The organism is Streptomyces sp. NPDC052036, from assembly GCF_040680495.1.
GTDB lineage: Bacteria > Actinomycetota > Actinomycetes > Streptomycetales > Streptomycetaceae > Streptomyces.
Genome location: NZ_JBFAWW010000007.1, coordinates 216147 through 228573, shown reverse-complemented (window position 1 = coordinate 228573; position 12427 = coordinate 216147). Strand labels below are relative to the sequence as shown.

At 70.0% G+C, this 12427-nt stretch carries 12 protein-coding genes and 2 pseudogenes; 8 read left to right on the top strand and 6 right to left on the bottom strand.

Annotation, left to right across the window (positions count from 1 at the left end; translation table 11 throughout):
- Positions 1–879: 879 nt before the first annotated feature.
- Positions 880–1008 carry a hypothetical protein gene (locus tag AB0L95_RS13585; RefSeq protein ID WP_365161388.1) on the bottom strand — a complete coding sequence of 43 codons (129 nt, stop codon included), beginning with the start codon at positions 1006–1008 and terminating at the stop codon, positions 880–882.
- 267 nt (positions 1009–1275) lie between these two features.
- Here AB0L95_RS13585 and AB0L95_RS13580 point away from each other — a divergent pair, with 267 nt between their 5' ends.
- Both AB0L95_RS13580 and AB0L95_RS13575 read left to right on the top strand, forming a co-directional pair.
- Positions 1276–1707 carry a DUF2690 domain-containing protein gene (locus AB0L95_RS13580; protein ID WP_365161386.1) on the top strand — a complete coding sequence of 144 codons (432 nt, stop codon included), beginning with the start codon at positions 1276–1278 and terminating at the stop codon, positions 1705–1707.
- 322 nt (positions 1708–2029) lie between these two features.
- Entirely contained in the window at positions 2030–2638 is a 609-nt protein-coding gene (locus tag AB0L95_RS13575; RefSeq protein ID WP_365161384.1) for a DJ-1/PfpI family protein, read from the top strand.
- Between the two features lie 1451 nt (positions 2639–4089).
- On the opposite strand, the gene AB0L95_RS13570 is transcribed toward AB0L95_RS13575, so the two are convergent.
- A complete protein-coding gene (locus AB0L95_RS13570; RefSeq protein ID WP_365161382.1) occupies positions 4090–4824 on the bottom strand; it encodes a BTAD domain-containing putative transcriptional regulator in 735 nt (244 codons plus the stop codon).
- A gap of 182 nt (positions 4825–5006) precedes the next feature.
- Here AB0L95_RS13570 and AB0L95_RS13565 point away from each other — a divergent pair, with 182 nt between their 5' ends.
- Entirely contained in the window at positions 5007–5573 is a 567-nt protein-coding gene (locus AB0L95_RS13565; RefSeq protein ID WP_365161380.1) for a hypothetical protein, read from the top strand.
- Between the two features lie 185 nt (positions 5574–5758).
- Here the strand turns inward: AB0L95_RS13565 and AB0L95_RS13560 are convergent, their stop codons facing one another.
- Complete coding sequence (locus tag AB0L95_RS13560) at positions 5759–7135, bottom strand: SMI1/KNR4 family protein (protein WP_365161379.1); 1377 nt, start codon at positions 7133–7135, stop codon at positions 5759–5761.
- A 113-nt stretch (positions 7136–7248) separates the two neighbouring features.
- A pseudogene (locus AB0L95_RS13555) lies at positions 7249–7863 on the bottom strand (alpha/beta hydrolase); the annotation flags it as partial.
- A 32-nt stretch (positions 7864–7895) separates the two neighbouring features.
- Here AB0L95_RS13555 and AB0L95_RS13550 point away from each other — a divergent pair.
- Positions 7896–8255 (top strand): annotated as a pseudogene (locus AB0L95_RS13550) (ATP-binding protein); the annotation flags it as partial.
- A gap of 36 nt (positions 8256–8291) precedes the next feature.
- On the opposite strand, the gene AB0L95_RS13545 reads toward AB0L95_RS13550, so the two are convergent.
- A complete protein-coding gene (locus AB0L95_RS13545; protein ID WP_365161377.1) occupies positions 8292–8645 on the bottom strand; it encodes a hypothetical protein in 354 nt (117 codons plus the stop codon).
- Between the two features lie 206 nt (positions 8646–8851).
- On the opposite strand from AB0L95_RS13545, the gene AB0L95_RS13540 reads away from it, so the two are divergent.
- The 4 genes from AB0L95_RS13540 (at position 8852) to AB0L95_RS13525 (ending at position 11655) form a co-directional block, all read left to right on the top strand.
- A complete protein-coding gene (locus AB0L95_RS13540; RefSeq protein ID WP_365161375.1) occupies positions 8852–9301 on the top strand; it encodes a MarR family transcriptional regulator in 450 nt (149 codons plus the stop codon).
- Positions 9298–10704, top strand: a complete 1407-nt coding sequence (locus tag AB0L95_RS13535) for an MFS transporter (RefSeq protein ID WP_365161373.1) — start codon at positions 9298–9300, stop codon at positions 10702–10704. Before AB0L95_RS13540 ends, AB0L95_RS13535 begins: the two co-directional genes overlap by 4 nt.
- Positions 10705–10707: 3 nt before the next feature.
- Positions 10708–11295: a hydrolase gene (locus AB0L95_RS13530; protein ID WP_365161371.1), complete on the top strand. Its 588-nt coding sequence runs from the start codon at positions 10708–10710 to the stop codon at positions 11293–11295.
- Positions 11296–11439: 144 nt separating this feature from the next.
- On the top strand, positions 11440–11655 hold the full coding sequence (locus tag AB0L95_RS13525) for a DUF2277 domain-containing protein (protein WP_365161369.1): 216 nt from the start codon (positions 11440–11442) through the stop codon (positions 11653–11655).
- A 32-nt stretch (positions 11656–11687) separates the two neighbouring features.
- Here the strand turns inward: AB0L95_RS13525 and AB0L95_RS13520 are convergent, their stop codons facing one another.
- Complete coding sequence (locus AB0L95_RS13520) at positions 11688–12287, bottom strand: VTT domain-containing protein (RefSeq protein WP_365161367.1); 600 nt, start codon at positions 12285–12287, stop codon at positions 11688–11690.
- Positions 12288–12427: the final 140 nt, after the last annotated feature.

The window sequence follows — 12427 nt, the reverse complement described above, 5'->3', positions numbered from 1 at the left end:
CACGACTGGACCCGCCTGTCTCGATCTCAAGGAGTCGTGGACGCGCGGGAGTTGATGGTGCGTGTCAGCCGACGGTGTCCACGGCCTCGCGCACGCCGGAGCTGGGGATCCGCGACGAGTACGCCTGCCCGGAGCATGACAAATGGAATCGGAAGGCGTCGGGGCGGTGCGTCAACGCCGCCGAAACCGGGGAGGGTTCCCTGGGAGCGCGCGTGGCTGTTGTCGAGGCGGCCGGCGGCGGGACGGGGCTGGGGTCGTCACCTCGCGGTGTCGCGGGCGATGTCTCATGAGACCCGGCCGGCCCGTACGGGCCGGCCCGGCGCATGGAACTGCTCCGTCCTGCCGCGTCCAGGCAGGGCACAGTGACAGACATAATGCGGCACCCCCCCCGTTCATCCGCCGTGGTCGAGGGTGGACGAGGATTGATTTCGGCCCACCCGTTCGACGCAAGATCATGCTAGGCACAACATCCACACGACATGCAAGAGCTGACGCCGACGCACATTACCGAGCCCGGCTTTCCCATAACTTTACGGGTCAGTCTGTTTTGAAGCCGGGGTGTGAATGCAAGGGGCGTCTTCAGCGAAACCCGCCACTCTCGATCAACTTGACGGAATTCTGGACAGGGTGACGCACTCGGCCCGTTGGGCCCACTGTCGCCCACTTGTCCCCAAGCCCGTTTCTTGTCGAGAAGCAGGCTCACTGTCATGGTTCGTCGGTCCGTCGTCATCCCAACGCGTAGGGCGGAGAGCAGACATGAACTTCTGGTTACGCCCTTTTGAATACTCACCCGGAAGTCATGTCCGATGTGCGTCGTCCGGCAGGTATTTGGCCGCGATTGATGCCCGGGCCGAGATTTCACCTCCCCTCGAAGGCCGGTCAATTGCCTGTTGACGCGCCATCAATGCCTGATGCAGTGTCGTGCCGCGCTGCCGTCGGCTTGACGTGTTGCAGCGCGAAGGGGGAGGCGAGCACGATGACGGTTTTCTGCAGCGGCAGGCGATCCATGGCCGCTGGGACTTCGACGGTGCCCGCCGTGCCGCTGGTGCTCGAGTTCGCCGTGTGAGCGAGCCGGAGTTACTGAACGCGACCGCTCAACACTCTCAAGCGAACGCCAGGCCTCAACTCCGAGTGCATGTTTTCCGGATGCGTCTGAAATGTGTACTCGCTCGGATGTTCAGGCCGGACCTCCTCTGTGCCCGGCACGCCTTGCCGACGGAAGAGCGCAAAACGTCCCTCAATGGAGGCACCGTGAAGAAGAGCATTCCTGTAAAAGTGTCCCTACTTGTCAGCGCGGCCATGGCCGCCGTGCTGCTGCCGCTGGCCGGCACCTCGTACGCCGCGGGCTGCTCCGAAGAGGGCTGTGACGGCAAGGGGCCCGTCTCCTACGGCTGCGACGGCGACGGCGCGACCAAGACGTCGGTCACGGACGGGATCATGACGGCGGAACTGCGCTGGTCGGGCACCTGCCATGCCGGCTGGGTCCGCGGCACCGACCCGTACCCCAACGACAACTTCTGGAACCACTATGCCGTGATCGAGAAGCACAGCAGAGCAAGCGGCAATCCGCTGCTCAAGTCGGAGACGGTCACCATTCCTGACGGCGGCTCGGACTGGTCCAACATGGTCGGCGGCATCGGCTATGCCTACCGTGTCTGCCTGCGGGACGGCGGCACGGGCGACGTGGTGTGCAGCGGCTACTGGTAGAAAGCCCTCAGCGGACAGCATCGGGCCCCCGGAACCGATCCGAGGCCCGATGCCCGTCGGTTCCTCTCCGGCCCCGGTCCGGTGGCCTGCTCTTCGGTGCCTGTGAAGAGCAGGCCGCTACCGTTGCCGACCGGGACATTCAGCACGGCAGCCCGCCGACCGTGACCGTGAACCGGCGATCCTCATATGCCCGGCCGCGTGTTGATCTTTCCTGGCCGCTCGCAGCCGACCGCGCCATGCCACCGGCCTCCGATTGGCTCTCGCCCCGGAGCGGCGTGCCGAGGGACACTGTGCGTCCGATGCCGTCCTGGGAGGAGTCGTGATGCAGGTCGCCGTGGTCACCTTCGACGGGTTCAACGAGCTCGACAGTTTCATCGCTTCCGCGCTGATCAACCGGTGCCGCAAGAACGGCCTGGAAGCCTTTGTCACGACACCGACGCCGGTGGTCACGTCGATGAACGGCGTCGAGGTGACCGGGCAGCGCCCGATGGAGTTCGTCACCGAAGCCGATGTCGTGCTGATCGGCAGCGGCGTGAAGGCACGAGACGTGGTCGCCGACGACCGACTGATCTCCAGGCTGCGGCTCGACCCCTCGCGACAGCTGATCGGTGCGCAGTGCTCCGGCGCGCTGGTGCTCGCCCGACTGGGGCTGCTGGACGGCATGCCGGTGTGCACGGACATGAAGAGCCGGCCCTTTGTCGAAGCCTGCGACGTCACCGTGCTGGACGCGCCGTTCCACGCGGAGGGGAACATCGCCACGGCGGGCGGTTGTCTGGCGTCCCAGTATCTCGCCACGTGGGTGATCACCCGCATGCTCGGGGAGGACGCTGCTCGCGATGTCATCGGCTACGTGGCTCCGGTCGGCGAGAACGAGGAGACAGTCGAGCGCGCCCTGCGCGCCGTCCACGCGGGCGAGGCCGTACTGCGCTGACACCACCCGACGCCGAGCGTGATCAGCGGGCGCCCTTCAGCACTTCACCGGGTCCTGACATCACCCAGTGAGCACGGGCTGATGGACGGTGCGCGCGCGAGTCGCGCCGACCATCGGCTCGTCGTGGTCGATGCCGATCACCGTGCCCGTCGCGCCGGGTGCCGGACGCAGTGCGTCTAAGCGAGCGGGTCACGGGTGGGCCGTCGCCTGATGCGGGCATTGGGGATGTTCGCCCAGAGGGTGAGCACCAGTGAGAAAATTCCGATCACGCCAGGGACTACGGAAAAGAGCCGTCCGAACGAGATGGCGAACCCCGCGCTCATCCCTACGGCTCCGACGAATGAGACGACCAGGCCAAGAGTTCGCGCCCTGGCGTCCCGTCGGACTTCTCCAGGAGGGCGTACCACGCTTGGTGTGCCCCGGGAGAATTCTCCCGGGGAGTGAAATGCCAACGTGAGGAATTCCTCGTTCTCTTCCTCTTCCTCGTCGTCTCTCCGTAGTGGCGGGTTCGGGACAACTCCCAGGATTCGCGGGCGTCGCGGGACCGGCGTACTCACGTGGCGATCTCCTCACCTTATCCGATCCGCTGGCCAGCAGATCGGCCAGAACCAGGAGGTGGCGAACGTCAGGGTCGGAAATACCTTGTGCGGTGGGAGGCGGAGATTCCCATGTCGTCATTTTAGCATCCACTGCAAGTACACCCAGTTGATCCTGACCGGCGCGAACGGGAATCAGAACTATCGCGTTGTCCCATTCCGTCGCAAGAGTCGGGGGCCGTCGAGGTAGGATCTGACGTTCTCGGCCTTGAACACGCCTCCCACTCTCAGAGCATGCCGCAGGACGGGGAAGCCGAAGTCTCCTGGGGAAATCTTGGTGGTCATCTTGGGGGCTCCTGCCCACATTCCGACGCACTCAAATCTGCCGGACCTCCAGGCGTAGAAGGCGGCACGTGATCCAGGGTGGATGCGTGCGGCAGCGACGCAGACGGATTGCTCAAGCCGTCCGCGTGCGCCCGTCAAGTCGGCGCTGTGGCCCGTACGAAGGCCCCCGATGCGAGCGAGATGGACGGCTGCGGCGGATACGGCTGCGACGACTTCTTCCTGCGCTCGCGCTTCCCCGACCGCCAGTCTTTCCCGCGCCTGGAGAGAACGCCGGGAGATGCCGGACTCGATATAGGCGATGGCTGTCGTGACGCCCAGGCAGACAACGCCATAGGTTATGTAGGCGGGGCGGCGTGAGTTCTCGTCTTCTCCTCATATCGAGAAAACGAATGCGCCGGCACCGAAGAGGAAGGCGAACACTTTCAGGGCTGCGTCTGCAACTGCTTCCCGTGCCTCGGCAGTCATCCGTCTACCCCTCGTGCCCCCGTGATCTCAGAGAGGCATGTTATCGACTGTTCCGGGGTGCATGCAGGGGAATGCGATGTCGCGCACCATCGCACGGATCCGGCCTCAGCCCTGCTCCTTCAGCAGTCTGCGCAGCCGGTCCGGCGGCCCCGCCCCGGTCTCCGCCCGCAGTCGCCGGGCGTACCGTTCGAACTCCCGGCGGGCCCGGGACGCGTTGCCCTCCTCCAAGTGGGCCCGGATCAGCGCGAGTCGGCTGCTCTCCCGCAGGGGCTCCGCCCGTACGGCCGCGTGCGCGGCAAGGATCGCCTCCGGGTGGCGCCGCGCCCCGAGGAAGTCGGCGGCCAGCCGCTCCAGGGCATGCGTCCGCATCTGCCGCCATGCTTCGGCCTCGTGCAGCGTCCAGTCCTCGTACCAGCCCGGAAGCAGGTCGGCGGAGAGCTGGAGCACGGTGTGCGCGCCGAACCTCGGCCGGTGGCGGGCATGGGCGTGGGAGTCGAGCACACGAGCCGCCAGCGCCCGGCAGCGGTGGAAGTCGACGCTCACCCCGGCGGCCAGGCGAACGGTGGAGGGGCTGATCTCCAGGGCCGCACGGCCGGTGCCGCGCAGCCGGGCGAGGACGGAGCGGAGGTTGGCGTAGGCGCAATGCTCGGGTGCCTCGGGCCAGAGACTGCCGGCGATCAGACCGCGGGGAACGGCGCCCCGGCAGGAGACCGCCACGAAGGCCAGCAGACGCTCCGAGGCCGGCGGCACGGTCACCCGTGTGTCGCCGACAGCCAGGGAGAAGCCGCCGAGAAGTTCGAGGCGCACGCGGTGCGGTGCAGCCTCGTTCACGCTGACCACGCCTTCAGGTTAAGCCGACGCCCGAGTCCTGGCCCGTCGACGGCGGGCCCGTCGTGGTCAGGTGCCCTCCGGGCCTGCGATCCGAGGGGGTCACGAGCACGTCACGCGGCTGCCACGGCGCCGGACCTAGAGTCCTGCCGCAGGCAATCGCCAACCTCTGATTACGAAGGAGGCGAGGTCGTGTGAGTACTCGCAAGCGTCGCGGAGCCCTGGCCGTCATGTCGGTCCTGTTGGCGGGAGCCTTCACGGCACCGGCTGCCGCAGCCGAGGCTCCCGCACCGCAGTCAGGCGATTCGGCTTCCCTGTCCGCGAAACCCGCCGTCCCCCAGGGAGCGCCGAACGACATCGTCATCAGCCACCAGATCACGTTCGGTGGCGGAGTCCCGGTCGGCGGCTGGTACACGCTGAGCGTGTTCCCCAGCGGCACGTACAACTACTCCGGCCACGCGCATGTGTCGGGCCTCCCCAGCTACAACTTCAGTGGTGTGTGCGTCACTCGCTTCACCAACGGCACGGCCTTCGTCTTCCTGACGTCCGGCCGACTGCACGGAACCTGGGAGGACGGATCCCGCGACCACGACTGGAACAGGAGCGGATCCCGTCGCGCCATCGCCGACGCGTGGAAGGCCTCCCGCGGCGGCTGGACCACCTCGTGCAACAACCAGGTCAACCTCAGCGTCGACAGCATGATCGATGCGACGTTCAAGAAGATCGGCTACGCGGCCCAGGTCATCGCGATCCTCGCCTGAGCATGTGGTTCGAGCGCGGGAGAGGGCGGCCGGTGATCCCTCGCGGGGCCGTCCGCCGGCACCTCTCCCGTACGTCGTCCCCGGGCCCTCTCCCGTACGTGGTCCCCGGGCCCCCGGACGCCCTCTCGTGGACGTGGTCCCCGGCCCCTCTCGAACGCCGTCTGAGGTCAGGGCACCACCGCTGACTACGCCAGGGGCCCGAGGTCGCCTACCAGGGTGGTCCGGGTGATCGGGGGGCGGTTCCAGAGGGCGAGGAGTTCGTTGGCGAGGTTCACGATCGGCAGCGGGTGCCGGTAGCCGTGTACGACGATGGCGGCGGCCGACAGGCTGCGCGGGACGGCTCCGGCGTCCAGCAGGACGCGCCACTCCGCCGGCGCGAGCTCCAGGAACTCCAGTCCCGTCAACTCGGCGATCTCCAGCGGGTCGGCGAGCGTACCGGGGTAGGCGCTGAGGGTCCGTAGGCGGGGCAGTCCGGTGACGGGGGCGAGGCTGAGCGGCTCCTCCTCCCAGACGCCGATGCTCAGTGCCTCCAGCCCGGGGTGCGCGGCGGCCTGAACGCTGTTCAGACTTCGGATGTTGACCCTGGCCACGGCCCGTGGCTCGGCTGCGCGGTGGCGGCGCTCGTCCTCGGGCCCGTTCACCACCAGGTCGGTGAGGGAGTCGGCCATCAGATCGGCGCCGACGCTCTCCTCATGGCTGAGGACGATGATCTGCCCCGTGTGGCCGCGCGGGCCCGGTGTCAGGTCGACCGCGATCCGGTCGCCGCCGCCGGTGTCGCCGAAGACGATCCAGCCGGGCGAGCCGACCAGACCCTGGATCACGGCGTCGGGCGGGGTGACGACCGCCTCCATCGCGCCGAACTTCCAAGGGCTGGGACGGGACGACGCGTCGGCGACGGACAACTCGTCCGGGGAGAACAGCTCGAAGCCGACCGCGTCGGCGATACGTTCCCAGCCCTCGTCGTCGTCCCGGAAGTCCTCCCACTTCGCCCGCGTCACCCCGTAGAGCACCTTGAGTTCATCGGGCAACGTCACACCGAGGCGTGCCTCAGCGGCGGCGATCTCCTTCTCGGTCGCGGCGATGGCATCCGGGATCCGCTCCCTGAGCGTCCGTTCCAGCAACGCCAGATCCACCGAGGGGGCCGGTACCGCGCCGGGCACCGGCTCGGGCAGACGACGCCAGGGCTCGGGTACGGAGTCCTCGACCAGGACGAGCGAACCAGGGTGCACACCGATGCCGCGCTCCACGGCGGCGCTGGGCCCGAAGAGGTCGAGTGCGGTGCGCCCGCTCGGCGAGATCTCCGCGACGAACGACATGCCGTCGATGCCGGCGTCCGTGAGCGCGCCCTGTAGTCGCTGCACCGTGTCGAACTCGTCCTGCATGTCTTCCAGTTGGGCGGCCCGGCCGGGCGGGGGAAGCCGTCGCGGCAGGTCCAGGCTCCATGAGTGGATGCCGATCTGCCCCGTCACATAGCCACCCGGGGCGGCAAGGCTGTCCGCGTGGGCGGCGCGCAGGAGCCGCAGCACGGACTCCCAGGTCGCGAAGTCGTCTATCGAGGGCAACGGTGGCCTCCGGTCGTTCCGGTGAACGTAGCGAAGGCGATTATGGGGGGAGGCACCGACACAGCTCCGCGGCAGCACTGCCACAGCCAGGGGGAGGCGCTCGGCGGGGTGGCTCATCCCAGGAACGCCCCCGTGGTCGCGCCGAACCGGTCCCCGTCGTCGAGCCAGGGGAAGTGCCCGGCCCCGGGCTGAACGACCAGGTGCGCCTCCGGGAACAGCGCGGCGAACTCGGCCATGGCGCGGGGCGGGGCCGCCACATCGACCTCCCCGGCGAGCAGCAGCACGGGTGCGACGAACCGGGCCAGTGCCGTGCGGGTGGCGTCCGGGTCGAAGGCGCCGTCGGCGGCGAAGATCCTCGCGGCCTCCGGGTTCCTCTGCTCGTCCTCGGCGGCCCGGTGGGCCTGGGCCGCGCGGTCCCAACTGCCGTAGAAGAAGGGCGCGACGGCCTGCCAGGAGTCGGGGGTCCCCTGCCCGGCGATGATCGCCTCCAAGGCCGCGTACGCGGCGGGGAACCATGGCTCGTGCCGGCGCAGCCGTGCGGTCTCGCGCCGGTCCTCTCCGCTGATCGTCACGCCGACGGCCATGACGCTCGGTGTGATCAGGGCGAGCCTGCCGACGCGTTCCGGGTGGCGGCTCGCATACAGCGCCGCCAGATTCGCGCCGGCCGAGTGCGCGAGCAGGCTCATCCGGTCGAGGCCGAGGTGTTCGCGCAGGGCCTCCACGTCCTCGACGAGCCGGTCGCAGCGGAAGGTGCCAGGATCCTTTGCCGAGGGGGCTGACCTCGGTCCGCCGGGTCCGCCGGCTGGTGGCTGCCCAGCTGGCCGATTGGGCTCTGCGTGGCCTGGCCGACACCGCCGAACTCCTGGTCAGCGAAGTGGTCACCAATGCCCTGCGGTACACGCAGGGTCCTCTGCGGGTCAATCTCCGGGTGTGCGCCGCCCGGCTGCGGTGCGAGGTCGAGGACGCCGAGTTCGCCGCCCCCGTACGCCGGGCCGTCGACGCCGACGCGGAAGGTGGGCGCGGCATCGAACTGCTCGACCTGCTCACCGAGGACTGGGGCGCCGTCCGCACGGCCACCGGCAAGACCATCTGGTTCGAGCTGTCGTGCCGAGGGGCCTGAGCGGCGCCCGTTGGGGCCGCGACCCCCTGGTGTCCGTCATTGCGGCCGGGGCTCGGCGTCGGTGTCGTGTTCCTCGGTGTGCTTCAGGCGCATCCGTGCGTCCACTTTGTTCTCGGCCGTGACCTCCGACCAGAAGCGGTGGCAGGAGACGAAGACCGCGAGCTCCCGTTCCCGGCGGCGGAGCTTTTCCACCTCCGCCTGTTCGTCCGCGGTCCAGCCCGGGGAGGCCGGGCGTTCCCTCTTGCGCCAGCCGTTGTCGTCGCTGAACGCGTCCAGCGGCTCCACTGACCAGGGGAGTCGTTTCAGCAGGGCCAGGAGCTCTGCCCGGACCTGGTGCAGCTCCTCCTGTCCGGCAAGGAGGTCACTCGGAAAGTCATAGCTCGCAGGCACGCCGCAATGCTACGCCTGTTCGATTTTTCGATGCGAGCCGCTTCTCTCGCTTCACTCGAACGGATGTCCGCGTCATCGAGCCTTGACCGTGGCGTCGGTCGCGGGGCCGTCGGGAGGACGCGGCGCGGTGCACCCGGACCTTTTCGACAGGAAAACCTGTTCAGGCGAAACTGGACAGGTTTACCTGAAGGATTTACCGTGGCGGCATGGATCAGAACGCCGAGGGCGTCTCCGAGTCCGCCGCTCGTGCTGCCCGTGATGTGCGGGTGCTGTTCAGCCGGCTGCGACGCCGCCTCCGCGAGGTCGCCGGGGGCGACGGTCTGACGCCCTCCCAGGTGTCCGCACTCACCCTGGTCGGCAAGGGCGGGGCCGCCACCGCCAGCGCCCTGGCGTCCGCCGAGGGCGTACGTCCCCAGTCGATGGCTGCCACGCTCGCCGTCCTCGAACAGCACGGCCTCATCCGGCGCAGCCCCGACCCCGACGACGGCCGTCGCCAGCTGGTCACCCTCACCGACGCCGGGCGCGAGCGCGTCGAGGGCGACCGGCAGGCACGGCAGGAGTGGCTGGCCCGCGCCCTGGAGGACCGCTACACGGAGGACGAGCGGCGCACCGTACTGGAGGCGCTCTCCCTGCTGGAACGGCTCACGCACCCGTGACGTCCCACGTCGAGCGCACGGCCGCCCGGACCCGGCGGCCCGCCCCGCCGGGCTTCGACCGCCGGCTGATCGCCCCGATGATCCTGGGTTCGATACTGAACCCGATCAACTCCTCGATGATCGCCGTGGCGCTCGTCCCGATCGGCGTCGCCTTCGGGGCGCCGCCCGGCGAGACCGCCTGGCTGGTGTCGGCCCTCTACCTCGCCACCGCCGTGGGACAGCCCGTGATCGGGCGGCTCGTCGACATGTACGGGCCGCGCCTGCTGTACCTGGCCGGTACGGCACTGGTGGGCGCCGCCGGGCTGATGGGCGCACTCGCGCCCTCCCTCGGCGTGCTGGTGGCCGCACGGGTGCTGCTCGGCCTCGGGACCTCGGCCGCGTACCCGGCGTCGATGCAGCTGACCCGCAGCGAGGCCGAGCGCACCGGGCAGGACAGCCCGGCCCGGGTGCTCACCGCGCTCTCCATCGCCAACCAGACCGTCGCCGTCGTGGGCCCGGCGCTCGGCGGCTTCCTGATCGGCGTGGGCGGCTGGCGCGCGATCTTCACGGTCAATGTGCCGCTGTCCGCGGCCTGTCTGGTCCTCGGCGCGCTGTGGCTTCCCCGGCGGCACGGGGACCGCGACCGGGCGCGGCGCTCCGTCGACCTCCCCGGCATGGCGCTCTTCGCCGCCATGCTCCTGGCCCTCATGGTCTTCCTGATGAGCCCGCGGCTCGCCCACTGGTGGCTGCCGGTGACCGCCGCCGTCGCCGCCGCCGGGTTCGCCCTGCGGGAGCTGCGGACCGCCGGTCCCTTCATCGACCTACGCGTGCTCGGTGGCAATGTCCCGCTGCTCGCCACGTATCTGCGGCAGTTCCTCGGCTACACCACCTCGTACTCCTTCATGTACGGCTTCTCCCAGTGGCTGGAGCAGGGCCGCGGACTGCACGCGGCCGACGCCGGTCTGGTGCTGCTGCCGCTGTCGCTGAGCGCGCTCACCGTCTCCTGGCTCACGGGGCGCCGCGAGGTGGTCCGCGCCAAGCTGCTGGTGGGCGGTGCCGTGCAGATCGTGGCCTGTGCCGGGCTGCTCCTGCTGCACTCCGGCAGCCCGGTGTGGCTGCTGCTCGCCGTCGGTGCCGTCATGGGCGTACCGCAGGGCCTGATCGGGCTCGCGAACCAGAACGCCCTCTACCGGCAGGCCGCCCCCGAGCGGATCGCCTCCGCCGCCGGGCTGCTGCGCACCTTCATGTACCTCGGCGCGCTGGGCGCCTCCGCAGCCAACGCGGCCTTCTTCGCCCAGGGCGCCGACACGGCCGGGCTGCACGAACTGGCCCTGTTCATGGCGGCCGGATCCGTCCTGCTCCTGCTGGTCGGGCTGCTCGACCGTTCTCTTTCCACCTTCGCCCCCACCTCCCGAAAGGCCTGAGCCATGGCTCTCACCACCTTCGACCCGCGCACCGCTCTGGTCGTGATCGATCTGCAGAACGGCATCGCGGGACTGCCCACGCAGCCCCACAGCGGCCCCGAGGTGGTGGCCCGCACCGTCGAACTCGCGGACGCCTTCCGGGCCCGGGACCTCCCGGTCGTCCTGGTCCGGGTCTCCTTCGCCGCCGACGGATCCGATGTCGTGCCCGGCCGTACCGAGCAGCAGCGCGGCGGCGGCTCCTTCCCCGAGGGCTGGGACCTCATCGTGGACGAACTGTCCGGCCACCCGGGCGACATCCACATCACCAAGCGCAACTGGGGTGCCTTCCACGGCACCGGCCTCGATGTCCAGCTGCGCCGGCGCGGGGTCACGCAGATCGTGCTGACCGGCATCGCCACCAGCATCGGCGTCGAGTCCACGGCGCGGGCCGCCCACGAGCACGGCTACCACGTCACACTCGTCACCGACGCGATGTCCGACGCCGACTCCGAGGCCCACCGGGGCAGCGTCGAGCGGATCTTCCCGCGCCTCGGCGAGACGGGTACGACGGCCGAGGTACTGGAACTGCTGGGCAAGACCCACGCCGTCTGATCCACGTCGGCGACGGCAGGGGGGCGGGCGTGGCGCGCGGACGGGTGCGCGCCTGTCCCCCGGCGTTCGGCGATCGGAGTGCGGCGGCGGTTGGCGTTCGGCGGTCGGCGGACAGCCCCCGGCGGACCGCGTCACACTTGGCCCATGTGTCGCAGTATCAAGACCCTCCGCCCGCCCGCCATCCCCGACGACGCCACGGAGGAGGAGATCCGGGCCGCCGCGCTCCAGTTCGTGCGCAAGGTCTCCGGTTTCCGTGCCCCCGCCGCCCACAACCGTGAGGTGTTCGACCGGGCCGTGGACGCGGTCGCGGCGGCCACCGCGGAGCTGCTGGCGGGACTGGAGATACGGGGGCGCAGCTGAAAGGTTCCGGGTACGCGCCCCCGCCGGGCCCGCTACTCCCGTGCGGCAGGGCGGCGCATGACGCAGGTCGCGGCCACGCCCGCCGCGAACAGGGCCGCCACCGAGACACCTGTCGCCAGCCAGCTCGCGCCCAGCCACTGGGCCCCGAAGTAGCCGAGCGCCACGCTGTACGCGGCCCAGGCGATACCCGCCAGCGCCGACCAGGGCACGAAGTCGCGGGCCCGGCGATGGGCGGCGCCCGCGCCGAGGGAGACGACCGAGCGGCCCGCGGGCGCGAACCGGGCGAGGATCACCAGCGCGCCGCCGCCGCGGGCGAGGGCGGCGCCGAGGCGTTCCTGCGCGCTGGACAGCCGACGGGAACGGGCGATCGCGCGGTCCAGGCGGGCACCGCCGCGCCAGGCCAGGCGGTAGGCCGCCACGTCGCCGAGCACCGAGGCCGCCGCCGCGCACACCATCAGCCAGAAGATGTCCGGTACGTGCGTCACCGCCGAACCCGCGGCCGCCGCGGTCGCCGCCGTGATGACGAGGACACCGCTGGGCAGCAGCGGCAGAAAGACGTCCAGCAGGACCGACGCGGCCACCGCCGGGTAGATCCAGGGGCTGCCGGCCAGCAACCCCACACTCTCCAACACCCCGAACTCCCCGTCCGACTCCCCAGAGGCAACTGCGTGCCGCGATGTCGCGGGGGAGCGGCAGGAGCGGCCTTTCGACAGCCGTACAGCGTACGCGGCGGCTGTGACAGCAGTGGCGGCGGGGGTCCCTGTGGCGTGCG

Bases quoted from the DNA above. Each gene is read 5' to 3' on its own strand.
- AB0L95_RS13530 (WP_365161371.1), top strand. From the start codon at position 10,708: ATGGCTCTCACCACCTTCGACCCGCGCACCGCTCTGGTCGTGATCGAT.
- AB0L95_RS13540 (WP_365161375.1), top strand. From the start codon at position 8,852: ATGGATCAGAACGCCGAGGGCGTCTCCGAGTCCGCCGCTCGTGCTGCC.
- AB0L95_RS13585 (WP_365161388.1), bottom strand. From the start codon at position 1,008: ATGGATCGCCTGCCGCTGCAGAAAACCGTCATCGTGCTCGCCTCCCCC.
- AB0L95_RS13525 (WP_365161369.1), top strand. From the start codon at position 11,440: ATGTGTCGCAGTATCAAGACCCTCCGCCCGCCCGCCATCCCCGACGAC.
- AB0L95_RS13575 (WP_365161384.1), top strand. From the start codon at position 2,030: ATGCAGGTCGCCGTGGTCACCTTCGACGGGTTCAACGAGCTCGACAGT.